Below are 23,148 nucleotides of genomic sequence, written 5' to 3' on the forward strand. Positions count from 1 at the left end.
TCGCGGCCCGGGACCGGCCTCGGGGTACGGGAGCGGAGGCGTGTCGTACGAGACTGGGGGCGTGATCCGTACCGACGCCCTGGACCAGTTGCCCGTACGCACCGCTGTGCCCGCCCTGGAGCGGGCGCTGGACGACCGCGGTGTCGCGGTGCTGTGCGCACCGCCCGGCACCGGCAAGACCACCCTCGTACCCCTGGTCCTGGCCGGCCTGGCCGGTCCGGCCGGGGGCGGCCCGGTGCGCAGGGTGGTGGTCGCCGAGCCGCGGCGGATCGCGGCGCGGGCGGCGGCGCGGCGGATGGCGTGGCTCGTCGGGGAGCAGGCCGGCGGGCGGGTGGGGTTCACGGTCCGCGGAGAGCGGGTGGTGGGGCCCGACACGGTGGTGGAGGTGGTGACCACCGGGGTGCTGCTCCAGCGGCTGCAGCGCGACCAGGAGCTGGCCGGGGTCGATGCGGTGATCATCGACGAGTGCCATGAGCGGCATCTGGACGCGGACACGGTCGCCGCGTTCCTCCTTGACGTGCGGGAGGCGATCCGGCCCGATCTGCGGTTGGTCGCCGCGTCCGCGACGACGGACGCGCAGGGCTGGGCGCGGCTGCTGGGTGACGCCCCCGTGGTGGAGGCGCAGGGTGTTTCGCATCCGGTGGAGGTGGTGTGGGCGCCGCCCGCCGGGCCGGTGCGGCCGCCGCACGGGATGCGGGTCGATCCGGCGCTGTTGACGCATGTCGCGGCGACGGTGCGCCGGGCGCTCGCCGAGCGGGACGGCGACGTGCTGTGTTTCCTGCCCGGTGTCGGCGAGATCGGCCGGGTGGCGGGGCAGCTGGCGGGGGTGGCGGCCGAGGTGCTCCAGGTGCACGGGCGGGCTCCGGCGGCGGTGCAGGACGCGGTGCTGGCCGGGTCGTCCGACGGGCGGCGGGTGGTGCTGGCGACGTCGGTGGCGGAGTCGTCCCTGACGGTGCCCGGGGTGCGGGTCGTGGTCGACTCGGGGCTGGCCAGGGAGCCGCGCACCGATCACGCGCGGGGGCTGAGCGCGCTGACGACCGTACGGGCCTCGCAGGCGGCGGGCAGGCAGCGGGCGGGGCGGGCCGGGCGTGAGGCGCCGGGGACGGTGTACCGGTGCTGGGAGCAGGCGGAGGACGGGCGGCTGGCGCGGTTCCCGTCCCCGGAGATCAAGGTCGCGGATCTGGCGGCGTTCGCGTTGCAGGCGGCCTGCTGGGGCGATCCGGACGCATCGCGGCTGGCGCTGCTCGATCCGCCGCCCGCGGGCGCGATGGGCGCGGCGCGCGAGGTGCTGACGGCGGTCGGCGCGGTGGACACAGCGGGGCGGGTCACCGACCGGGGTGTGCGGCTGTCCCGGCTGGGCCTGCATCCGCGGCTGGCGCGGGCCCTGCTCGACGGCGCCGCCGAGGTGGGCGGGCGGCGGGCGGCCGAGGTGGTGGCGCTGCTGAGCGAGGAGCCGCCGCGGGAGTACGGCGACGATCTGGCGGTGGCGCTGCGTACCGCCCGGCGGGGCCGGGACGGGTATGCGGCGCGGTGGCGGCAGGAGGTTCGGCGGCTGTCGTCGTCGGTCGAGGACGTGGGTGGGGGTTCCGGTCCGGACGACGCCGCCGTCGGTCTGGTGGCCGCGCTGGCGTTCCCGGAGCGGGTGGCGCGGGCGCGGGGCGAGGGGTCGTTCCTGATGGTGTCGGGGACGGGGGCGGAACTGCGGGACGGGTCGGGGCTGCGCAGCGCGCCGTGGCTGGCGGTCGCGGTCGCCGACCGGCCCGCCCATGCCGCGTCCGCGCGGGTGCGGCTCGCCGCCGTCGTCGACGAGGGCACGGCGCGGGCGGCCGCCGGGCAGCTGCGCTTCGCGGGCGAGGAGGTCCACTGGGCAGGCGGCGATGTGGTGGCCCGCCGGGTGGAGCGGCTGGGTGCCGTCGAGCTGTCGGCGCGCCCGCTGAAGCAGCCGGCGCCGGAGCTGGTGCGCGAGGCGCTGGTCGAGGGTCTGCGGCGCGAGGGGCTCGGGCTGCTGCGCTGGACGCGGGACACCGGGCAGTTGCGCGAGCGGCTCGCCTTTCTGCACCGGGAGCTGGGGGAGCCCTGGCCGGAGGTGTCGGACGGTGCGCTGCTGGACCGTGCCGGGGAGTGGCTGGAGCCCGAGCTGTCGCGGGCCCGGCGCCGTTGCGACCTGGCGCGGATCGATGCGGGGCAGGCGCTGCGGCGGCTGCTGCCGTGGGCGACCGGCGAGGCGGCCCGGCTGGACGAGCTGGCGCCGGAGCGGATCGAGGTGCCGAGCGGTTCCCGTATCAGGGTGGAGTACGGCGGGGCGCAGCCCGTACTCGCGGTGAAGCTCCAGGAGCTGTTCGGCCTGCGGGAGACGCCGCGGGTGGCCGGGGTGCCGGTCCTGGTCCATCTCCTCTCCCCCGCCGGCCGTCCCGCGGCGGTCACCGCGGACCTGGCGTCGTTCTGGCGGGAGGGCTACCGGGCTGTGCGGGCGGAGCTGCGCGGCCGGTATCCGAAGCATCCGTGGCCGGAGGACCCCACGACGGTGGAGGCGACCCGGTTCACGAAGGCGCGGCTCAGGCGGGAGTAGGAAGAGGGCCCGGTGGTAGGCAGCGCGGGTGAAGGAGCGGGGCTGGGGTGCGTGCATCGCAGGGCGGAGGATTGAGTCAGATGGGGTCTCCCCTGCTCGAGCGCAGTCGAGAGCTTGGGGAAGGAGCGTTGGTGATTGACGACAACGCCGCGAGGTGCGTGCCCCAGCCCCGCGACGCCGCGAAGCCTGCCGCCGGGCCCTCTGCGGCCCGGCTCAGGCGGGTGCAGGTTGCGGGTCGGGGGTGGGTGCCGTCGTGCCGTCGGGCAGTTCGCCGTCCGGGCGACGGGAGCGTGCCTCCAGCCACAGGGCGAGCGCGAGCAGGACCGTGCCGAGGGCGAGGAAGCCCCAGGGCAGGTACGAGGTGAGCAGCAGGACCAGCATGCGCTGGGACTTGACCAGGGCGACGATCGAATCGACGTAGTCCGCGCGCATCTTCACGTGCCCGGCGAACACGGTGACGGTGTCCTGGGGCAGGCCCATCGCCTTGGCGTTGCGCAGCTCCTCCTTGTGGATCTCCTCGCCGTTGACGGGCGCTCCGGTGACCGGGTCCACCCAGAACATCCGCTTGGTGGTGTACCAGCGGGTCATGCCCGTCTTGGCGATCTGTTCCGGGGTGACGCCCTTGATGGGCATCTTCTTCGGCATCGGGACCTTGGTCCACGGGATGGTCTGCTCGAAGTAGTAGACGTCCATGCCGTGGAAGGCGCGGGTGCCCTTGTAGTGGATGGGCGAGCTGGTGCGGGCCTGCGCGTCGAAGTATGCGTAGTCGCGCTTCTCGGTGAGGAAGGGCCACTTGAACTCGATGCCCTCGCGCCTGACCGGGTCGCCGTCGACGGATTCCCCGGTGGCGTGGACGGGGGCCTGGCTGTGCGCGTCGAAGATGTAGCGCTCGGGGATCTCGGAGACCATCTTGCCGTCCGGGCCGACCACGTAGCTGAGGGCGTCCCAGACGACGACGTCGCGGCCGGCGCTGCGCTCGATCTTCTCGGACTCCTCCACGTTGCCTTTGAGGGTCTGCACGATGGTGACCTTGGGGACCCGTTTGACCTTCATGTTGTCGTTGTAGTCGAGGAGGGTGGCGGGCTTCGCCTCCAGCACCGTCTCCTGGTACTGACTGGGCGGGATCTTCGCGAGCCTGGGGAAGGCGTACCAGCGCATCAGGGGCGACATGGCGGCGAAGAAGACGGCGAAGGCCAGGAGTACGAGGCTGGCTCGGCGGCGCATGGTGGTGGTGCCCTCCCTCAGCTTCTGTTGCTTCTTCCGGTTACTGGTTCTTGGGGCCCGGGACGGTGGTCAGCAGAGGTTTGGGCGAGGTTTCTCCGGGCGGGGCGCCGATCGCGCTGATGGTGAAGACGAGCGCGAGGGCTGCGGCCAGCCCGATGGCGGCGGCGACGAGGGCACGCATGCCGGTCCTCCCGGAGAGCACATATCTGATGGGTCGTCAGGGTTGGGGCACCGTAGCAACGTGGGCGCGAGATGAGAACACCGGGCGCGGGATCAGAAGACGTGGAACAGCCCCTCTGCCGGGTGGTGGCGGAGGGGCTGCCGGGACGTGCGGGCGGGCTGATCAGGCGGCGGGGGGCTCCGGGCTCTGCGATGCATCCGGGGCCGGTGATGTCTCCGGGGCCGGCGGGGCCTCGACCTCCAGCTCGATGACGATTACGGCGCCGCCCTCGGTGGTGAGGCGCAGCTTGTAGGTGCCCGCGGTGCCGTCGGCGTAGATCTTCGGGAGCTTCAGGGTGCCGTCGGCGCCGGTCCTCAGATTCGTGAGGGTGCGGACCGTCTTGCCGTCCGCGTCCTTGAAGTACGGGCCCTTGTCGTTCTCGGCGGGCTCCGCCGCGTCGGTGATCATGGTGGCGGTGACGGCGACACCGTCGGCGACCGCGTCCTTGTAGGTGGCCTTGACCTCGACGGTGTCGGCGAACTCGGCGCCGGGCGCGGCGGTCAGGGCCTTGTCGTCGGTCCTGGCGATCGCGTCGGCCCGACGGGCGGTGACGGTCGCGCCGTAGGTGACGGGGGGCAGGGAGCGGCCGGTGGCGATGGCCCGCACCGTGAACTTCCCCGTCCTCTCGCCCGCCTTCAGCACCGGGGCGGTGACCGTGCCGTCGGCCGTGGTGAGGAGGGTGACCGCCTTCTTCCCGCCGTCGAAGGCGGCGTCCGTGTCACCGGCGATGGTGAAGGTCACGGACACCCTGGCGAGCGGGCCGCCGAGGCTGTTCCTGGCCCGCACCTTGATCCGCTCGGCGAACGTGTCGCCCGCGGTGGCGGTCAGCGTGCCGGTGCCGGCGTTCTCCACGCCCGCGAGGGTCTGGGACGGCGTGGGGGTGGGGGTGGGGGTGGGGGTGGGTTCGGGGGTCGGGCCGGTCGTGGTGCCGCCGCCCGGCTTCGAGGGGGCCGGGCTCGGCTTCGGCCCGGGCTCGGCGGATCCGGACGGCGAGGGGGAGGGACTCGGGCTGCCGGGCCTCGCGTCCGTACCGCCGAGGCCGGGCGGGACCACGCCGGTGCCGTCGGGGATCTCGTGGGTGCCGCGCTTGTAGTACTCGAACCAGGAGCGGACCGTACGGAGGTAGGCGTCCGAGTGGTTGTAGCTCAGGACCGCCCGGTCGAGATCCGTGGCGATGGACAGATCTCGGGAGCCGGCGCAGAGGTAGTGTCCGGCGGCGAGCGCCGCGTCGTAGATGTTGTTGGGGTCCTTGCGGCCGTCACCGTTGCCGTCCTGGCCCCAGGTCGCCCAGGTGGACGGGATGAACTGCATCGGGCCGACGGCGCGGTCGTGCGTCGCGTCCCCGTCGTACGCCCCGTTGTCGGTGTCCTTGATCAGGGCGAAACCCCGGCCGTCGAGGACCGGGCCGAGGATCGGGGAGAACGTGGTGCCGTTCGCGTCGACCCGGCCGCCGCGCGCATGGCCGGACTCGACCTTGCCGATCGCGGCGAGCAGCTGCCACGGCAGCCGGCAGGCGGCGTCGCTGCTCGCGAGGCTCTGCTCGGCCTTCTTGTACGCGGCCAGGATCGACGCCGGGATGCCGGATTCCGCGCTGCCGGTGACGGGCAGATTCGTGGACGTTCCCGGCTTGTCGGGCGTGATCAGCGGGGGCAGTTCCGTGTAGTACGGCGAGTTGCCGGTGGCCGCGCCGTCGTCGGGCGGAGGTGTCGTTCCGGTGGACTGCGGGTCGCCACTGCCGGAGACCAGCGGTGTGCCGGGGGCGCCGGAGGCGGAGAGTGCCGCAACGGCGACGGCGGCCACGGCGGTGGTGGTCGCCCCCTTGCGAAGCCGACGACCGAACTGCGCTGCCATACCTCTGGCCCCTCCCCATCGACGACTGTCCGCGCTCCCCAGCGCCTGGACTCAGGCGACCCTACGGCAACTTGTGCCGCCGGAACACCGTGCAATGACCGGATCTTGCCTGTATTTCACGTTCTCGACAGCAAGTTGTACGGCCGTCGCCGGGCGGGCGACGGGGGCTCGCGCATACTTGCCGCCATGCCGTTCACCCTCAGTCATGCCGCCGCCGTGCTCCCGGGGATGCGGCGCAACGGAACGGCGCGTGGCCCGCTCCTCGCCTCGGCCCTCGTCGCGGGCTCGTTCGCGCCCGACATGACGTACTACGCGGATACCGCGATCCCTGGAGCCATGGAGTTCGGGCAGGTCACCCATTCGGTGTGGGGCGTGTGCACGGTCGATGTGCTGATCACCGGGGTCGTGGTGGCGCTGTGGCTGCTGCTGCGCGAACCGTTGGTGGCGCTGCTGCCTGGGGCCTGGCAGGGCCGGGTGCACACGTTCGTACGGGGCCGGCGCGCACCCGGGCGGGGGGCGTGGGGTGTCCGGGACGGTGGGTGGTTCGCGCTGTCGGCGGTCATCGGGGCGGCCACCCATGTCGTCTGGGACGCCTTCACCCATCACGACCGGTGGGGTGTGCGGCTGGTGCCGGTGCTCGACGGGAGCGTGGCGGGACATCCCGTGTTCCAGCTGGTGCAGTACGGCAGTTCGGCCGTGGCACTGGCCGTGCTCGCCCGGTTCACGGCGTCGGGGCTGCAGCGGACGGGGGCGTGCCCGGCCCCGCCGTCCGTGCCCGTGCTGAGCCATCGGGGCCGGTGGTCGGTGGCGGCGCTGCTGAGCGTGTGCGTACTGCTCGGTGTCGTACACCGGTGCGCGCGCTGGTACGCGTACATCGGGCACATCGACACCCCGCTGGACATCATCCCGACCGCCTGCTTCGGCGCCGGGGCGGGGGCGGCGGTGGGCCTGGTGCTGTACGGGGCGTGGATGCGGCTGCGGCGACCGCGTGCGTCCGTGCCCCCGGTCGCCGGACGGGCCTGATTCCCGGGAGTCCCCGAAAAAACCGGGCCCGTCCGGCGCCGCCGGGTCAGTGCGCCGCGGACTCCCAGTCCGTGCCGACACCGACCGAGACATCGAGCGGGGCGCGCAACTGCACGGCCGTGGACATCTCGTGGCGGAGGATCTCCTCCACCCGCACGCGCTCGCCCTCGGCGATCTCCAGCACGATTTCGTCGTGGACCTGGAGCAGCATCCGGGACTTCAGCTTCGCCTCGGTCAGCGCCCGGTCGACATGGAGCATGGCGACCTTGACGATGTCCGCCGCCGTGCCCTGGATCGGTGCGTTGAGCGCCATCCGCTCGGCCATCTCACGGCGCTGGCGGTTGTCGCTGTTGAGGTCGGGGAGGTAGCGGCGGCGGCCGAAGACCGTCTCCGTGTAGCCGGTGGCCCTGGCCTCCTCCACCACACGGTGCAGATAGTCACGCACTCCGCCGAACCGCTCGAAGTAGGTGTCCATCAGGCCGCGCGCCTCGCCCGCCTCGATGCTCAGCTGCTGGGAGAGGCCGAACGCGGAGAGCCCGTACGCAAGTCCGTAGCTCATGGCCTTGATCTTGCGGCGCATCTCCGGGTCGACGGCCGACTTGTCGACGCCGAAGACCTGCGAGGCGACCGTCGTGTGCAGGTCCTCGCCGGAGGTGAACGCCTCGATGAGGCCGGCGTCCTCGGAGAGGTGGGCCATCACCCGCAGTTCGATCTGGCTGTAGTCGGCCGTCATCAGCGTTTCGAAGCCTTCACCGACGACGAAGCCCCGGCGGATGGCCCGGCCCTCGTCCGTACGGACCGGGATGTTCTGCAGGTTGGGGTCGGTGGAGGAGAGCCGGCCGGTCGCCGCCACCGTCTGGTTGAACGTGGTGTGGATACGGCCGTCGGCCGCGATCGTCTTGATCAGGCCCTCGACGGTGACCCGCAGCTTCGCCTGTTCGCGGTGGCGCAGCATGATGACCGGCAGCTCGTGCTCGGTCTGGGCGGCGAGCCAGGCCAGGGCGTCGGCGTCCGTCGTGTATCCGGTCTTCGTCTTCTTCGTCTTGGGCAGGCCCAGCTCGCCGAAGAGGACTTCCTGGAGCTGCTTGGGCGAACCGAGGTTGAACTCGCGGCCGACCGCGGCGTGCGCCTCCTTCACCGCCTGCTGCACCGCACCGGCGAACTGCTGCTCCATGCCTTCCAGATGGGCCCGGTCCGCGGCGATGCCATGCCGCTCCAGGCGGGCCAGCAGGACGGACGTCGGCAGCTCCATGTCATGCAGCAGCTCGGTCGCGCCGACCTCGGCGAGCCGGGCGGTGAAGGCGTCCCCCAGGTCCAGGACCGCGCGGGCCTGCGTCATCAGGGCGTCGGCCTCGGCCTGGTCGTCCGCGCCGAAGGCCAGCTGCCCGTCGGACGCCGCCGCGGGGGCCAGCTCCCGGCCCAGGTACTCCACCGCCAGTGCGTCCAGCGCGAAGGAACGGCGGCCCGGCTTGACCAGATAGGCGGCCAGCGCGGTGTCCATCGTGACGCCGTCGACCTGCCAGCCGTGCTCCGGGAAGACCCGCATGGCGCTCTTCGCGTTGTGCATGACCTTCGGCCGCTCCGCGTCGGCGATCCAGGCGGCGAACGCCTGCTCGTCGCCCTCGTCGAGCTCCGCGGGGTCGAACCAGGCCGCCGCCCCGCCGGCCGCGGCGAGCGCGATCTCGGTGACCGTGCCCGTGCCCAGCGCCCACGTGTCGACGGTGGCGACGCCGAGCGGCTGCCCGCCGTGCTCGGCGAGCCACGGCGCCAGCTCGCCCGCGCCCAGCACCGCGCCGTCCAGCTCGATGCCCGCGGCGGGCGCCGGGGTCTCGTCCTCGGCCGCGCCCGGGTCGACGGCCAGCAGCCGCTCGCGCAGGCTCGGGTTACGGATCTCCAGGACGTCGAGCACACCGGTCACCGCGGTGCGGTCGTACGGTGCGCGCTCCAGGTCCTGCGGGGTCTTCGGCAGCTCCACGTCGCGGACCATCTCGGTCAGCCTGCGGTTCAGCCGCACCGCGTCCAGGTGATCCCGGAAATTCTGACCGGCCTTGCCCTTGACCTCCTCCGCGCGCTCCACCAGCTCGTCGAACGAACCGAACTGGTTGATCCACTTCGCGGCGGTCTTCTCACCGACGCCGGGGATGCCCGGAAGGTTGTCCGACGGGTCACCGCGCAGCGCCGCGAAGTCCGGGTACTGCCGCGGCGTGAGCCCGTACTTCTCCTCGACCTTCGCCGGGGTGAAGCGCGTCAGCTCCGAGACGCCCTTCGTCGGATACAGCACGGTGACGTTGTCCGTGATCAGCTGGAACGAATCCCGGTCACCGGTGACGATCAGCACCTCGAAACCGGCCGCCTCGGCCTGCGTGGCCAGCGTGGCGATGACGTCGTCGGCCTCGAAACCGTCGATCGCGAAACGGTCGGCGTGCATCGCGTCGAGCAGCTCGCCGATCAGCTCCACCTGGCCCTTGAACTCGTCCGGCGTCTTCGAGCGGTTCGCCTTGTACTCCGGGAACTCCTCCGAGCGCCAGGTCTTGCGCGAGACGTCGAACGCCACCGCGAAATGCGTCGGCGCCTCGTCACGCAGTGTGTTCGCCAGCATCGAGGCGAAGCCGTACACCGCGTTCGTCGGCTGCCCCGACCCTGTCGTGAAATTCTCCGCAGGCAGCGCAAAGAACGCCCGGTACGCCAGGGAGTGCCCGTCCATCAGGAGCAGGCGCGGTCGGTTGTCTGCCGTCTTCTTCGATGCCGTCTCAGCCACGCCCCCGATCCTGCCACGGACCACTGACAATCCCGACCGCACATGACTCCCGGACCCTCCGCCCCGGCCGCGTGGCAGGATCGCGCGAGGAACACGTACCGCACCGATACGTAAGCGCACCGCGCGCACGCGCATCGGCACCGCCTCGAAGAGGAGCGCACCATGGCCACGAAGCCGCCCACAGGTGACCCGGTCCAGGACGCACCGCAGGTCGAACCCGCGCAGCACGCCGCCGCCGGACTGCCGGCCGTGGCCCACAGCCTGCTCATCGCCCAGCAGCAGATGGGCCTGCGGCGCACCGCGCAGACCCTCCTCAAGGTCAACCAGAAGAACGGCTTCGACTGCCCGGGCTGCGCCTGGCCCGAGGGCGACAAGCGGCACACCGCGGAATTCTGCGAGAACGGCGCCAAGGCCGTCGCCGAGGAGGCGACGCTGCGCCGTGTCACCCCCGACTTCTTCGCCGCGCACCCGGTCGCCGATCTCGCCTCGCGCAGCGGGTACTGGCTGGGCCAGCAGGGCCGGATCACCCAGCCCATGTACCTCCCCGAGGGCGCCGAGCGGTACGAGACGGTGACCTGGGAGCGCGCCTTCGGCATCATCGCCGAGGAGCTGGGCGCGCTCGACTCCCCCGACGAGGCCCTCTTCTACACCTCCGGGCGCACCAGCAACGAGGCGGCGTTCCTGCTCCAGCTGTTCGCCCGCGAATTCGGCACCAACAACCTCCCCGACTGCTCCAACATGTGCCACGAGTCCTCCGGCTCGGCCCTCGTGGAGACCATCGGCATCGGCAAGGGCAGCGTCTCCCTGGAAGACCTCCACCAGGCCGACCTGATCATCGTCGCCGGACAGAACCCCGGCACGAACCACCCCCGGATGCTCTCCGCCCTGGAGAAGGCCAAGTCGGCGGGCGCGAAGATCATTTCGGTGAATCCGCTGCCCGAGGCCGGCCTGGAGCGGTTCAAGAACCCGCAGACCCCGCTCGGCATGGTCAGGGGCGCCGCGCTCAACGATCTCTTCCTGCAGATCCGTATCGGCGGCGACCAGGCCCTCTTCCGACTCCTCAACAAAATGATCCTGGAGACCGAGGGCGCCGTCGACGAAGACTTCGTACGAGAACACACCCACGGCTACGAGGAGTTCGCGACCGCGGCCCGCGAAGCCGACTGGAAGCAGACCCTCGCCGCCACCGGCCTCGACCGCGGCGCCATCGAAGAGGCCCTCGCGATGGTCCTCGCCTCCCAGCGCACCATCGTGTGCTGGGCCATGGGCCTCACCCAGCACAAGCACTCCGTGCCGACCATCCGCGAAGTGGTCAACTTCCTCCTGCTGCGCGGCAACATCGGCCGCCCCGGCGCCGGAGTCTGCCCCGTCCGCGGCCACTCCAACGTCCAGGGCGACCGCACCATGGGCATCTTCGAGCGCCCCTCCCCCGCCTTCCTCGACGCCCTCGACAAGGAATTCGGGATCACCTCGCCGCGCCACCACGGCTACGACGTCGTCCGCTCCATCGAGGCCCTGCGCGACGGCGACGCCAAGGTCTTCTTCGCCATGGGCGGAAACTTCGTCGCGGCCACCCCCGACACCGGCGTCACCGAGGCCGCGATGCGCCGCGCCCGCCTCACCGTCCACGTCTCCACCAAGCTCAACCGCTCGCACGCCGTGACCGGCACCCGCGCGCTGATCCTGCCGACACTGGGCCGTACCGACAAGGACGTCCAGGCGAGCGGCAAGCAGTTCGTCACCGTCGAGGACTCCATGAGCATGGTCCACGCCTCGCGCGGCAACCTCACTCCGGCCGGCCCCCATCTGCTCTCCGAGCCCGCCATCGTCGCCCGCCTCGCCCGCGCCGTCCTCGGCCCCGGATCGACCACCCCCTGGGAGGAGTTCGAGAAGGACTACGCGACGATCCGCGACCGCATCTCCCGCGTCGTCCCCGGCTTCGAGAACTACAACGCCCGCGTCGCCCGGCCCGGCGGCTTCACCCTCCCCCACGGCCCCCGCGACGAACGCCGCTTCCCCACCACGACCGGCAGGGCCAACTTCACCGCCGCACCCGTCGAGTACCCCGAACTCCCCGAAGGCAGGCTGCTGTTGCAGACCCTGCGCTCCCACGACCAGTACAACACCACCATCTACGGCCTCGACGACCGCTACCGCGGCATCAAGGGCGGCCGCCGGATCGTCCTGGTCAACCCCGAAGATGCCCACGCACTCGGCCTGGCCGACGGCACCTGCACCGACCTGGTCAGTGAGTGGAAGGACGGCGTCGAACGCCGCGCCCCCGGCTTCCGCGTCGTGCACTACCCGACAGCCCGGGGCTGCGCCGCCGCCTACTACCCGGAGACCAACGTGCTGGTCCCCCTCGGCTCCACGGCCGACACCAGCAACACCCCCGCCAGCAAGTCCGTCGTCGTGCGCTTCGAGAACGTCCAGGGGCCGGCCGGCCAGGAATGATCCGTACCCACAACCCACCAGGGCCTGCCCCGCGGATCAGGGCCGGACAGGCCCTAAGCGTTCGCTCAGTCGTCTGATAAGAACAATGCATACAGCAACAAGACGGTGAACCACCGCAGACGATCGGAGCCGGACCCCATGGGCGAGCACACCACACCCAAGTTCCCCCAGGAGATCATCGACGAGTACGCCGCACTCGGCGTCGACCTGCCCGCCCTCTTCTCCGCCGGCCACCTCGGCGAGCGCATGGGCGTCACGATCGCCGAAGCCTCCGCGGACCGCGTCGTCGGCACCATGCCCGTCGAGGGAAACACCCAGCCCTACGGACTGCTCCACGGCGGCGCCTCAGCCGTCCTCGCCGAGACCCTCGGCTCGATCGGCTCCATGCTCCACGGCGGCGCCACCAAGCTCGCCGTCGGCGTCGACCTGAACTGCACCCATCACCGAGGGGTACGAAGCGGCCTCGTCACCGGCGTCGCCACCCCCGTACACCGCGGCCGCTCCACCGCCACCTACGAGATCGTCATCACCGACGAACACGACAAGCGGGTCTGCACCGCCCGACTCACCTGCCTGCTCCGCGACGCACCCCGGCCCGACGCCGCCTGACCGACCGGAACACACCGCACCACCCGCACCGCACCACTGCCCGGCCGGACCACCATCCGGCCGGGCAGAGCCATTTCTGCCCACAACCGCCCACGCACACACCACAGTTGAACAACCCAGCTGGCCAACACCCTTGACCGCGCACTCCGTTGTATGGCCCACTCGGCACTCCCCGCACACCACACCGCGTCGACCACACCGACCCGAATGTAACACTGTGTAACAAACGCACCATGTGCAAACAGTCCCACGCAACACCCCGAACCCGGCCCCACCGCCGCCGGGCACCTCGTCGCGCCCACACGGACCCCTCCCCGCCCCCACCGCGCGACAGCAGCAAGATCCACCCAAGCCCCTTAGCAGAGCTGCGCGTTCTCACCATCCGGTCACTCCACCCGACCGGCAAAAAACCGTACATGTCGGCACAGCCACCTCAAGCCTTGCTCAAGGGCATAACAAGACAGTCACATCCTGCGGCGGACCCATCCCTGACCCCCACACCTGCGCCTAGAGTCACCGCCAGTCACCGCGCCGCCGGGCGCGTCTGCAGCACGGCCCTGTACCAACCAGTACGGCCCGGCGAACGACACGGCACCTCAAGCAGAGGAGGCCGCGCCAGGGAAAGGACCTTTCGTGCGACACCGTTCTTTGCTCATCCTCACCACAGTGCTCACCACCGGAGCACTGACACTCACCGCCTGCGGGTCGCGCGACGACAGCAACAAGAGCAGCAGCGGCGACACCCAGACCGTCGTCATCGGCGTCGACGCGCCCATCACGGGCGACCTGTCCGCCCTCGGCCTCGGCATCAAGAACTCCGCGGACCTCGCCGCCAAGACGGCGAACAAGGAAAAGACCGTCCCCGGCATCAAGTTCGTGGTCAAGCCGCTCGACGACCAGGCACAGCCCTCCGTCGGCCAGCAGAACGCCCAGAAGTTCATCGACGACGACACCGTCGTCGGCGTCGTCGGCCCGCTGAACTCCGGCGTCTCCCAGTCGATGCAGAAGCCGCTCAACGACGCCTCCCTCACCCAGGTCTCCCCCGCCAACACGGGCACCGAACTCACCCAGGGCGAGAACTGGAAGACCGGCGACAAGAAGCGCCCCTACAAGACCTACTTCCGCACCGCCACCACGGACCAGATCCAGGGCGCCTTCGCAGCGAAGTACCTCTTCAACGACGCGAAGATCAAGCAGGTCTACCTCATCGACGACCAGAAGCCCTACGGCGCCGGTCTCGCCGCCTCCTTCAAGGCGACCTTCACCACCCTCGGCGGCAAGATCGTCGGCTCCGACCACGTCAACCCCGACGACCGCGACTTCAACGCCGTCGTCACCAAGGTCAAGAAGTCCGGCGCCAAAGCCGTCTACTACGGCGGCGAGTACCCCGCCGGCGCACCCCTGAGCCAGCAGCTCAAGGACAGCGTCAAGATCCCCCTCATGGGCGGCGACGGCATGTACAGCGCCGACTTCATCAAGCTCAACAAGAAGGCCCAGGGCGACATCGCCACCTCCGTCGGCAAGCCCGTCGAGGAACTCGACTCCGCCAAGAAGTTCATCGCGGACTACAAGACGGCCGGATACAAGGACGCCTACGAGGCCTACGGCGGCGGCACCTACGACGCCACCTGGTCCATCATCGAGGCCGTCAAGATCGCCGTCGCCGACAACAACGGCAAGCTCCCCGACAACGCCCGCGTCAAGGTCCTCGAAGCCATGAGCAAGGTCAAGTTCGACGGCGTCACCGGCCCCGTCTCCTTCGACGAATACGGCGACACCACCAACACCATGATGACCGCCTACCAGGTCGACGGCGGCAAGTGGACCTCCAAGCTCAGCGAGGCCTACAAGCCCTGACCCCCGCAGGCCCTCCCGGCCACGCACTGAACTGACACCAGACCGCGCGGGAGCGCTACCAGCGCTCCCGCGCGGTGCCATATCCGAACCACTCCACGGAGGCCCTGCGGTGAACGAACTGCCGCAACAGCTGGCCAATGGACTCATCCTCGGCGCGATGTACGGTCTCATCGCGATCGGCTACACGATGGTCTACGGAATCATCCAGCTCATCAACTTCGCCCACGGCGAGATCTTCATGATCGGAGGCTTCGGAGCTCTCACCGTGTACCTCTGGATGCCGGCCGGTGTCTCCCTCCTCGCAATCATCCCACTCATGATCATCGGCGGCGTCATATGCTCCGTCGCCGTCAGCACAGCCGCCGAACGCTTCGCCTACCGGCCCCTGCGAGGCGCCCCCCGACTCGCACCGCTCATCACCGCGATCGGACTCTCCCTCGCACTCCAGCAGGCCATCTGGAAGTGGTACCCCGACGCCAAGAAGGACCGATCCTTCCCCCAGTTCAAGGGCGAAGCGATCGACATCCTCGGCGCCCACATCCAACGCGGTGACCTCTTCGTCCTCATCACGGCACCCATCTGCATGCTCGCCCTCGGACTCTTCGTCTCCAAGACCCGCACCGGCCGCGGCATGCAGGCCACCAGCCAGGACCCCGACACCGCAAAACTCATGGGCATCAACACCGACCGCATCATCGTCATGGCCTTCGCCATCGGTGCCGCGTTCGCCGCCGTCGCCGCCGTCGCCTACGGGCTCAAAAACGGCCAGATCGGCTTCAAAATGGGCTTCATCATGGGCCTCAAAGCCTTCACCGCAGCCGTACTCGGCGGCATCGGCAACATCTACGGCGCCATGCTCGGCGGCGTCGTACTCGGCATCGCCGAATCCCTCGCCACCGGCTACATGAGCAACGTCCCCGGCATGGAACTCTTCGGCGGCGGCGCCTGGAAGGACGTATGGGCCTTCGTCCTCCTCATCATCGTCCTGCTGCTCCGCCCCCAGGGCCTGCTCGGCGAACGCGTCGCGGATCGGGCGTGATACGGATGACCACCAACCACACCACCACGCCCGGGACCACCTCCTTCCTCCCGGTCCCCGCAGCCGCCGCCCGCATCGCCACCCTCGCCGGCGCCGCAATCGCACTCGCCGGCACCTTCCTCGCCTGGACCTGGACCAGCGACTTCCCCGGCGACCTCACCGTCACCGGCTACCCCGGCGGCCTCCAGGTCCTCACCCTCACCAGCGCCGCACTCACCCTGCTCTTCGCGCTCTCCGGGTACGGCATCCGAGGCCTCGGCTGGCTCACCCCCGGCGGCACCAACAGCCCCGTCCGCCTCCTGGCCCTCGGCACCCTCGGCACCACCGGCTACACCATCGGCGCCATCGCCTACGACCTCGGCGGCGTCGTCAACCTGGAACCCGGCGCCTGGGTCAGCGGCATCGGCGCACTCATCACCGCCATCGCCGCACTCGGCCTCCCCGACGACCAGCCACACACCACCACCGCCACCACCACCTGGCAGCGCTTCCGCAACAGCCTCGGCGCCCCACCGGCCCGCCGCACCAACCCCCTCCCCTCCTGGGCCGAAATCCTCATCATCGCCGTAGCCTTCGGCATCGGCCTCTACATCTTCAGCTACGGAATCGACACCGACTACGCCGAACTCTTCATCGGCTTCCTCATCACCGTCGGCTTCGCCTTCACCGCACTCCACCGCGCCGGACTCATCTCCCGCGTCACCGCACTCACCACCAAACACCGCAACGTCACCCTCACCGCCGCCCTCGTCGCAGCCGTCTGCTTCCCCTTCACCCAGCAGAAAGAGGAATACGCGCTCATCGGCGCCAACATCCTCATCTTCGCGACCGTGGCACTCGGCCTCAACGTCGTCGTCGGCCTCGCCGGCCTCCTCGACCTCGGATACGTCGCCTTCCTCGGCGTCGGCGCCTACGCCGCCGCCCTGGTCTCCGGCTCCACCATGTCGGCCATCGGCGTCGAATTCCCCTTCTGGGCCGCCGTACTCACCGGCGCCGCAGCCTCACTCGTCTTCGGCGTCCTCATCGGCGCACCCACCCTCCGACTACGCGGCGACTACCTCGCCATCGTCACCCTCGGCTTCGGTGAAATCTTCCGCCTCACCGTGAACAACCTCAACGGCAACAGCGGACCCGACCTCACCAACGGCTCCCAAGGCATCCCCAGCATCCCCGACCTCGACTTCTTCGGATTCGACTTCGGACTCAAACACGACATCCTCGGCTTCAACCTCGGCAGGTCCGCCAACTACTACCTGCTGATGCTCGTCTTCACCGCCGTCGTCGTCCTCGTCTTCCGCCGCTCCGGAGAATCCCGCATCGGCCGCGCCTGGGTCGCCATCCGCGAAGACGAAACCGCAGCCACCGCCATGGGCATCAACGCCTTCCGGCTCAAACTGCTGGCCTTCGCCCTCGGCGCCACCCTCGCCGGCCTCGCCGGAACCGTCCAGGCACACGTCAACTACACCGTGACACCCGAGCAGTACCAGTTCGCCGGCTCCGTACCACCCAACTCCGCGTTCCTCCTCGCCGCCGTCATCCTCGGCGGCATGGGAACCCTCAGCGGACCCCTCGTCGGCGCCGCACTGCTCTACCTCATCCCGGCCAAGCTCCAGTTCATGTCGGACTACCAGCTCTTCCTCTTCGGCGTCGCACTCATCCTCCTGATGCGCCTGCGCCCCGAAGGCCTCGTCGCCGACCGCAGGAAGAAGCTCGAATTCCACGAGACCGACCAGCTCGACCTACCCGAGCCACGGCAGTCCGAAGAAACCGGCGCCGACATCGCCAAGGCGGGGGCGTGACCACCATGACCACCACGAAAACCGCCACCACCGTCCTCGACGCCAACGGCGTCACCATGCGCTTCGGCGGCCTCACCGCCGTACGCAACGTCGACCTCACCGTCAACGCGGGCGAGATCGTCGGCCTCATCGGCCCCAACGGCGCCGGCAAGACCACCTTCTTCAACTGCCTCACCGGCCTCTACGTCCCCACCGAGGGCAAGGTCAGCTACAAAGGCACCGTCCTGCCGCCCAAGCCCCACCTCGTCACCCAGGCAGGCATCGCCCGCACCTTCCAGAACATCCGGCTCTTCGCCAACATGACCGTCCTGGAAAACGTCCTCGTCGGACGCCACACCAGGACCAAAGAAGGCCTCTGGTCCGCCCTCCTACGGCTCCCCGGCTTCACCAAGGCCGAACACGCCAGCCGCGAACGAGCCATGGAGCTCCTGGAGTTCATCGGCCTCCAGGACAAGGCCGAACACCTCGCGCGCAACCTCCCCTACGGAGACCAGCGCAAGCTCGAAATCGCCCGCGCACTGGCCAGCGACCCCGGACTCCTGCTCCTCGACGAGCCCACCGCCGGCATGAACCCGCAGGAAACCCGCGTCACCGAAGAACTCATCTTCGCCATCCGCGAACAGGGCATCGCCGTCCTCGTCATCGAGCACGACATGCGGTTCATCTTCAACCTCTGCGACCGCGTCGCCGTCCTCGTCCAGGGCGAGAAACTCGTCGACGGCACCTCCGACGTCGTCCAGAGCGACGAACGCGTCGTCGCCGCCTACCTCGGCACCCCCTTCGAAGGTGCCCCCGGCGCCGAAGAAGTCGCCGAGGTCGAAGCAGCCGAAGCCGTCGCCACCAAGGCGGCCGACGCCGCCGACACCAACAGCACGACCGAAACCGACAGCACCACCGGCACCACCGGCACCACCGGCACCACCGGCACCACCGGCACCGAGGAGGAGGACGCCCGATGACCGCACTACTGGAGGTCGAGGACCTCCGCGTCGCCTACGGCAAGATCGAAGCCGTCAAGGGCATCTCCTTCACCGTCGAAGCCGGCCAGGTCGTCACCCTCATCGGCACCAACGGTGCGGGCAAGACCACCACCCTGCGCACCCTCTCCGGACTGCTCAAGCCGGCCGGCGGCCGCATCACCTTCGACGGCCAACCACTCGCCAACATCCCGGCCCACAAGGTCGTCTCCCTGGGCCTCGCCCACTCCCCCGAGGGACGCCACATCTTCCCCCGGCTGACGATCACGGAGAACCTCCAGCTCGGCGCCTACCTCCGCAACGACAAAGCAGGCATCGAGAAGGACATCCAGCGCGCCTACGACCTCTTCCCCATCCTCGGGGAACGCCGCAAGCAGGCCGCCGGAACCCTCTCGGGCGGCGAACAGCAGATGCTCGCCATGGGCAGGGCCCTCATGTGCCAGCCCAAGCTCCTGATGCTCGACGAACCCTCCATGGGCCTCTCCCCGATCATGATGCAGAAGATCATGGAGACCATCGTCGAACTCAAGGCCCAGGGCACCACCATCCTGCTCGTCGAACAGAACGCCCAGGCCGCACTCTCCCTCGCGGACCACGGCCACGTCATGGAGGTCGGCAAGATCGTCCTCTCCGGCACCGGCGCGGACCTCCTCCACGACGAGTCCGTCCGCAAGGCCTACCTCGGCGAGGACTGACCCCTCCCGTACACATGCAGGAGGCCCGCACCCGGCTGACCGGGTACGGGCCTCCTGCATGAGCGCGTACAGGCCTACTCGGCCGCCTTCTTCTTCTCCTCGGCGTCCTCGATCAACGCCTCGGCAAGCTGCTGCATCGACAGCCGACGGTCCATCGACGTCTTCTGGATCCACCGGAACGCGGCCGGCTCCGACAGACCGTAATCCGTCTGCAGAATGCTCTTCGCCCGGTCCACCAGCTTCCGCGTCTCCAGCCGCTGCGCGAGGTCGGCAACCTCACCCTCCAGCGCCTTCAGCTCCGCGAACCGCGACACCGCCATCTCGATGGCCGGCACCACGTCGCTCTTGCTGAACGGCTTCACGAGATACGCCATCGCCCCGGCGTCCCGCGCCCGCTCCACGAGATCGCGCTGCGAGAACGCGGTGAGCATCAGGACCGGCGCGATGGACTCCTCAGCGATCTTCTCCGCGGCGGAGATCCCGTCGAGAATCGGCATCTTCACATCGAGGATGACCAGATCCGGCCGGTGCTCCCGGGCGAGCTCGACAGCCCGCTGCCCGTCCCCGGCCTCACCGACGACCGCGTAGCCCTCTTCCTCCAGCATCTCTTTGAGATCGAGACGGATGAGCGCCTCGTCCTCCGCGATGACGACGCGGGTCGTCAGCGGCGGAACGTGCGACTTGTCGTCGTCGGCTGCGGGCTGGGACGGCTCGGGGGTTGTCACGGTGCTCCTTATTTCAAGGCAGGTGCTGCTACCTGAGCCTACCTAGCTCCTGTATGTTTGAGTCACAGCGGGCCTACGCTAACCTTCGATGCTAAGGCCAGCCCTGGTAGTCCAGCGGAAGAGACACGGTGCTCAAACCACCGACAGCGTGGGTTCGAATCCCACCCAGGGCACTTCACCTTTGATTCCAAGGTCCAGCACAGCTTAGCGGTCTTCACTCCTGCTGGTGAACGCTCCTTCGAATCTGGCACACGCCAGTGAAGGTTGCACGAGACTTCACCGCATGGAACAGCACAATCCATCGATACGGGACGAAGCGCTCGCCCTCTTACGAAGTGGCTCCACCAATCGAGCGGTTGCAGAGCTTCTCAACGTTCCTCGTGGAACAGTCGGCTGGTGGCTGCACCAGGACCGCAAGCACCGCGGCGTGCAATATGAGCAGCCCACCGACTGCCCCGTGTGCACAGGTCGAGACTTCGATCGCGTTGCGTACGCGTATCTACTCGGGCTCTACCTCGGAGACGGCCACATCATCTCCAAGCCCAAGCAGCACCACCTGTCGGTCTTCTGCGGAGACTCATGGCCCGGCCTGATCGAAGAAGCAGAATCGGCAATGCGCAGGGTGATGCCCATGCCGCGCATCGGACGCCGCCAGAAAAACGGCTGCGTCGAGGTCAAGTCCTATACGAAGCACTGGACATGCGTATTCCCGCAACACGGCCCCGGCAGGAAGCACGAGCGCCCCATCATCCTCGAACCCTGGCAGCAGGAAACCGTCGACGCCCACCCCTGGGACTTCATCCGTGGACTCATCCACTCCGACGGTTGCCGGAACATGAACTGGACGACTCGGATGGTCGGCGGCGTACGCAAGCGCTATGAGTACCCGAGGTACTGGTTCACCAACGTCTCGGACGACATCCGGCAGCTCTACACCGACACCCTCGACAAGCTGGGCGTCGAATGGAAGCACTGCACGCGCGCGGGCAAGAAGTACAACATCTCCGTCGCCCGACGGGCGTCCGTCGCGCTCATGGACGCCCACGTCGGGCCGAAGTACTGACGACCGACCGGCCTACTTCGCGCTGTCGCCCTCGCCGATGTGGTGGACCCGGACCAGATTCGTCGAGCCCGGGACTCCCGGCGGGGAGCCGGCCGTGATGATCACGACGTCACCCTTCTCGCAGCGGCCGATCTTCAGCAGCTCCTCGTCGACCTGGGCCACCATCGCGTCCGTCGATTCCACCTGCGGGCCGAGGAAGGTCTCGACGCCCCAGGTCAGGTTCAGCTGGGAGCGGGTGGCCGGGGCCGGGGTGAAGGCCAGGAGCGGGATGGGCGAGCGGTAGCGGGAGAGGCGCCTGACCGTGTCGCCGCTCTGGGTGAAGGCGACCAGGAACTTGGCGCCCAGGAAGTCGCCCATCTCGGCTGCCGCGCGGGCCACCGCGCCGCCCTGGGTGCGGGGCTTATTTCGGTCGGTCAGGGGCGGGAGGCCCTTGGCGAGGATGTCCTCCTCGGCGGCCTCCACGATGCGGGACATCGTGCGGACCGTCTCGATGGGGTACTTGCCGACGCTGGTCTCGCCGGAGAGCATCACCGCGTCCGTGCCGTCGATGACCGCGTTGGCGACGTCGGAGGCTTCGGCGCGGGTGGGGCGGGAGTTGTCGATCATCGAGTCGAGCATCTGGGTGGCGACGATGACCGGCTTGGCGTTGCGCCTGGCGAGTTTGATCGCGCGCTTCTGGACGATCGGCACTTGTTCCAGGGGCATTTCGACGCCGAGGTCGCCGCGGGCGACCATGATGCCGTCGAAGGCGGCGACGATGCCGTCGATGTTGTCGACGGCCTGGGGTTTCTCCACCTTGGCGATGACGGGGAGGCGGCGGCCCTCCTCGTCCATGATGCGGTGGACGTCCTCGATGTCGCGTCCGCTGCGTACGAAGGAGAGGGCGATGATGTCGGCGCCGGTGCGCAGGGCCCAGCGGAGGTCTTCGATGTCCTTTTCGGAGAGTGCGGGGACGGAGACGGCGACGCCGGGGAGGTTGAGGCCCTTGTGGTCGGAGACCATGCCGCCCTCGATGACGGTGGTGTGGACGCGGGGGCCGTCCACTTCGGTGACTTCGAGGGTGACGCGGCCGTCGTCGACGAGGATGCGTTCGCCTGTGGTGACGTCGGTGGCGAGGCCGTCGTAGGTGGTGCCGCAGGTGTGGCGGTCGCCTTCGATGGGTTCGACGGTGATGGTGAAGTTGTCGCCGCGTTCAAGGAGTACGGGGCCTTCGCGGAAGCGTCCGAGGCGGATCTTCGGGCCTTGAAGGTCGGCGAGGATGCCGACGCTGTGTCCGCTCTCGTCGGAGGCCTTGCGTACGTGGCGGTATCGCTCTTCGTGTTCGGCGTAGGTGCCGTGGCTGAGGTTGAGGCGGGCGATGTCCATTCCCGCGTCGACCAATGCCTTGATCTGGTCGTATGTGTCGGTGGCGGGTCCCAGGGTGCAAACGATTTTTGCTCGGCGCATGGTTCGAGCCTAGACCTTACCTACGGGTAGTTATTTGGCCGCACATGACTGCTCAACAACCTTTGGATGAAGGGTTATTGACAAGTGTTGAATTGTGCGCCGGGGTGCTCGGATGAGCATTCTCTTTATAGTTTTGGCGGTGACATGGTGAAGCGGGCGTTCACCTGGGCGTAGACGGTCTGGCGTTGTGGTTCGAGGTCGAGGGCGGGGGCGGGTTCGGCTGCTGCTCCGCCGTAGGCGGCGCGGCTGCGTTGCCCGCCGGGCGCGGCGGGCATGGGGGTTGCGGTGATGGCGTTCTCTGCGCCGAGGTCGGCGAGTTCGACCAGGGTGGTGAGGTGGGCGCCGAGGGCGTCGGCGTATTCGCGGGCGCGTTGGACGGCTTCGTGTACGGCTTGGCGGCGGGCGTTCGCGTGGGCGGGTGAGTCGGGGCGCAGTGCCCACCAGGGGCCGTTGACGTGGGTCATGTCGAGGTCGGCGACGTGGGTGGTGAATTCGCCGAGCGCGGTGAAGTCGTTGAGGACGGCGGTGACGTGGACGCGGCCGTGGTAGGCGCGGATTTTTTCGTCGCGGCCGCGTTGGGTGAGTTCGGGGGTGATGGAGAATGCGCCGGTTTCGAGATTTTCGACCGCTTTTCCGTAGGAACGTGCTAGTTCGAGTACTTGTGTGTTGCGTCGGGTGAGGTCTTCGAGGGCGGCGCGGCGGTCTTTTCCGCGGGCGCTGACGGTGATGCCGATGTGGGCGGTTTCGGGGTCGACTTCGAGGCGGGCTTCGCCGCGGACGGCGACGCGGGGGTGGTCGGGGGTGCCGTAGGGCGGTGGGGTGTCGGTCATGTGTTCACT

17 protein-coding genes and 1 tRNA gene are annotated in these 23,148 nt (G+C 69.3%); 11 read left to right on the forward strand and 7 right to left on the reverse strand.

Annotation, left to right across the window (positions count from 1 at the left end):
* Nucleotides 1-61 precede the first annotated feature (61 nt).
* Nucleotides 62-2,569 (forward strand): ATP-dependent helicase HrpB, encoded by a 2,508-nt coding sequence (gene hrpB, locus OG306_RS08995; RefSeq protein WP_266752127.1) that lies wholly within the window; start codon nt 62-64, stop codon nt 2,567-2,569.
* 213 nt (nt 2,570-2,782) lie between these two features.
* On the opposite strand, the gene OG306_RS09000 is transcribed toward hrpB, so the two are convergent.
* The 3 genes from OG306_RS09000 to OG306_RS09010 form a co-directional block, all read right to left on the reverse strand.
* Nucleotides 2,783-3,793, reverse strand: coding sequence for a DUF3068 domain-containing protein (locus tag OG306_RS09000; protein ID WP_266745572.1), 1,011 nt, complete (start codon nt 3,791-3,793; stop codon nt 2,783-2,785).
* A gap of 40 nt (nt 3,794-3,833) precedes the next feature.
* A complete protein-coding gene (locus tag OG306_RS09005) occupies nt 3,834-3,974 on the reverse strand; it encodes an SPW_0924 family protein (RefSeq protein ID WP_266745573.1) in 141 nt (46 codons plus the stop codon).
* Between the two features lie 162 nt (nt 3,975-4,136).
* Nucleotides 4,137-5,864 (reverse strand): lytic transglycosylase domain-containing protein, encoded by a 1,728-nt coding sequence (locus OG306_RS09010; protein WP_266745574.1) that lies wholly within the window; start codon nt 5,862-5,864, stop codon nt 4,137-4,139.
* Nucleotides 5,865-6,050: 186 nt separating this feature from the next.
* Between OG306_RS09010 and OG306_RS09015 the strand changes: the two genes are divergently transcribed.
* On the forward strand, nt 6,051-6,887 hold the full coding sequence (locus tag OG306_RS09015) for a DUF4184 family protein (protein ID WP_266906983.1): 837 nt from the start codon (nt 6,051-6,053) through the stop codon (nt 6,885-6,887).
* A gap of 46 nt (nt 6,888-6,933) precedes the next feature.
* Here the strand turns inward: OG306_RS09015 and polA are convergent, their stop codons facing one another.
* The gene (gene polA / locus OG306_RS09020; protein WP_266745576.1) at nt 6,934-9,645 is read right to left on the reverse strand and encodes a DNA polymerase I; all 2,712 of its coding nucleotides are present in this window, start codon (nt 9,643-9,645) and stop codon (nt 6,934-6,936) included.
* A gap of 162 nt (nt 9,646-9,807) precedes the next feature.
* Between polA and OG306_RS09025 the strand changes: the two genes are divergently transcribed.
* The 7 genes from OG306_RS09025 to OG306_RS09055 all read left to right on the forward strand — a co-directional run bounded on the left by OG306_RS09025 (nt 9,808) and on the right by OG306_RS09055 (nt 19,075).
* Nucleotides 9,808-12,099, forward strand: coding sequence for an FdhF/YdeP family oxidoreductase (locus OG306_RS09025; protein ID WP_266745577.1), 2,292 nt, complete (start codon nt 9,808-9,810; stop codon nt 12,097-12,099).
* 138 nt (nt 12,100-12,237) lie between these two features.
* Nucleotides 12,238-12,708 (forward strand): PaaI family thioesterase, encoded by a 471-nt coding sequence (locus tag OG306_RS09030; RefSeq protein WP_266906979.1) that lies wholly within the window; start codon nt 12,238-12,240, stop codon nt 12,706-12,708.
* 648 nt (nt 12,709-13,356) lie between these two features.
* A complete protein-coding gene (locus OG306_RS09035) occupies nt 13,357-14,565 on the forward strand; it encodes a branched-chain amino acid ABC transporter substrate-binding protein (protein WP_266752128.1) in 1,209 nt (402 codons plus the stop codon).
* 109 nt (nt 14,566-14,674) lie between these two features.
* Nucleotides 14,675-15,604 (forward strand): branched-chain amino acid ABC transporter permease, encoded by a 930-nt coding sequence (locus OG306_RS09040; RefSeq protein WP_266745579.1) that lies wholly within the window; start codon nt 14,675-14,677, stop codon nt 15,602-15,604.
* 5 nt (nt 15,605-15,609) lie between these two features.
* Nucleotides 15,610-17,403, forward strand: coding sequence for a branched-chain amino acid ABC transporter permease (locus OG306_RS09045; protein WP_266745580.1), 1,794 nt, complete (start codon nt 15,610-15,612; stop codon nt 17,401-17,403).
* Nucleotides 17,400-18,362, forward strand: a complete 963-nt coding sequence (locus tag OG306_RS09050) for an ABC transporter ATP-binding protein (protein ID WP_371665225.1) — start codon at nt 17,400-17,402, stop codon at nt 18,360-18,362. The genes OG306_RS09045 and OG306_RS09050 overlap by 4 nt, the downstream gene beginning before the upstream one ends.
* Complete coding sequence (locus OG306_RS09055) at nt 18,359-19,075, forward strand: ABC transporter ATP-binding protein (RefSeq protein ID WP_266745582.1); 717 nt, start codon at nt 18,359-18,361, stop codon at nt 19,073-19,075. Before OG306_RS09050 ends, OG306_RS09055 begins: the two co-directional genes overlap by 4 nt.
* A gap of 74 nt (nt 19,076-19,149) precedes the next feature.
* On the opposite strand, the gene OG306_RS09060 is transcribed toward OG306_RS09055, so the two are convergent.
* A complete protein-coding gene (locus tag OG306_RS09060; RefSeq protein WP_266745583.1) occupies nt 19,150-19,800 on the reverse strand; it encodes an ANTAR domain-containing response regulator in 651 nt (216 codons plus the stop codon).
* Nucleotides 19,801-19,900: 100 nt separating this feature from the next.
* Here OG306_RS09060 and OG306_RS09065 point away from each other — a divergent pair.
* Together OG306_RS09065 and OG306_RS09070 are read left to right on the forward strand one after the other, a co-directional pair.
* Nucleotides 19,901-19,973: transfer RNA gene (locus OG306_RS09065), tRNA-Leu, on the forward strand.
* A gap of 110 nt (nt 19,974-20,083) precedes the next feature.
* Entirely contained in the window at nt 20,084-20,863 is a 780-nt protein-coding gene (locus tag OG306_RS09070; protein ID WP_266745584.1) for a helix-turn-helix domain-containing protein, read from the forward strand.
* Nucleotides 20,864-20,875: 12 nt separating this feature from the next.
* Here OG306_RS09070 and pyk read toward each other — a convergent pair whose 3' ends face one another.
* Nucleotides 20,876-22,309 (reverse strand): pyruvate kinase, encoded by a 1,434-nt coding sequence (gene pyk / locus OG306_RS09075; RefSeq protein ID WP_266906973.1) that lies wholly within the window; start codon nt 22,307-22,309, stop codon nt 20,876-20,878.
* Between the two features lie 125 nt (nt 22,310-22,434).
* The gene (locus OG306_RS09080; protein ID WP_371665226.1) at nt 22,435-23,139 is read right to left on the reverse strand and encodes an SIMPL domain-containing protein; all 705 of its coding nucleotides are present in this window, start codon (nt 23,137-23,139) and stop codon (nt 22,435-22,437) included.
* Between the last annotated feature and the right edge of the window lie 9 nt (nt 23,140-23,148).

The sequence above is a fragment of the Streptomyces sp. NBC_01241 genome, assembly GCF_041435435.1.
Lineage (GTDB): Bacteria > Actinomycetota > Actinomycetes > Streptomycetales > Streptomycetaceae > Streptomyces.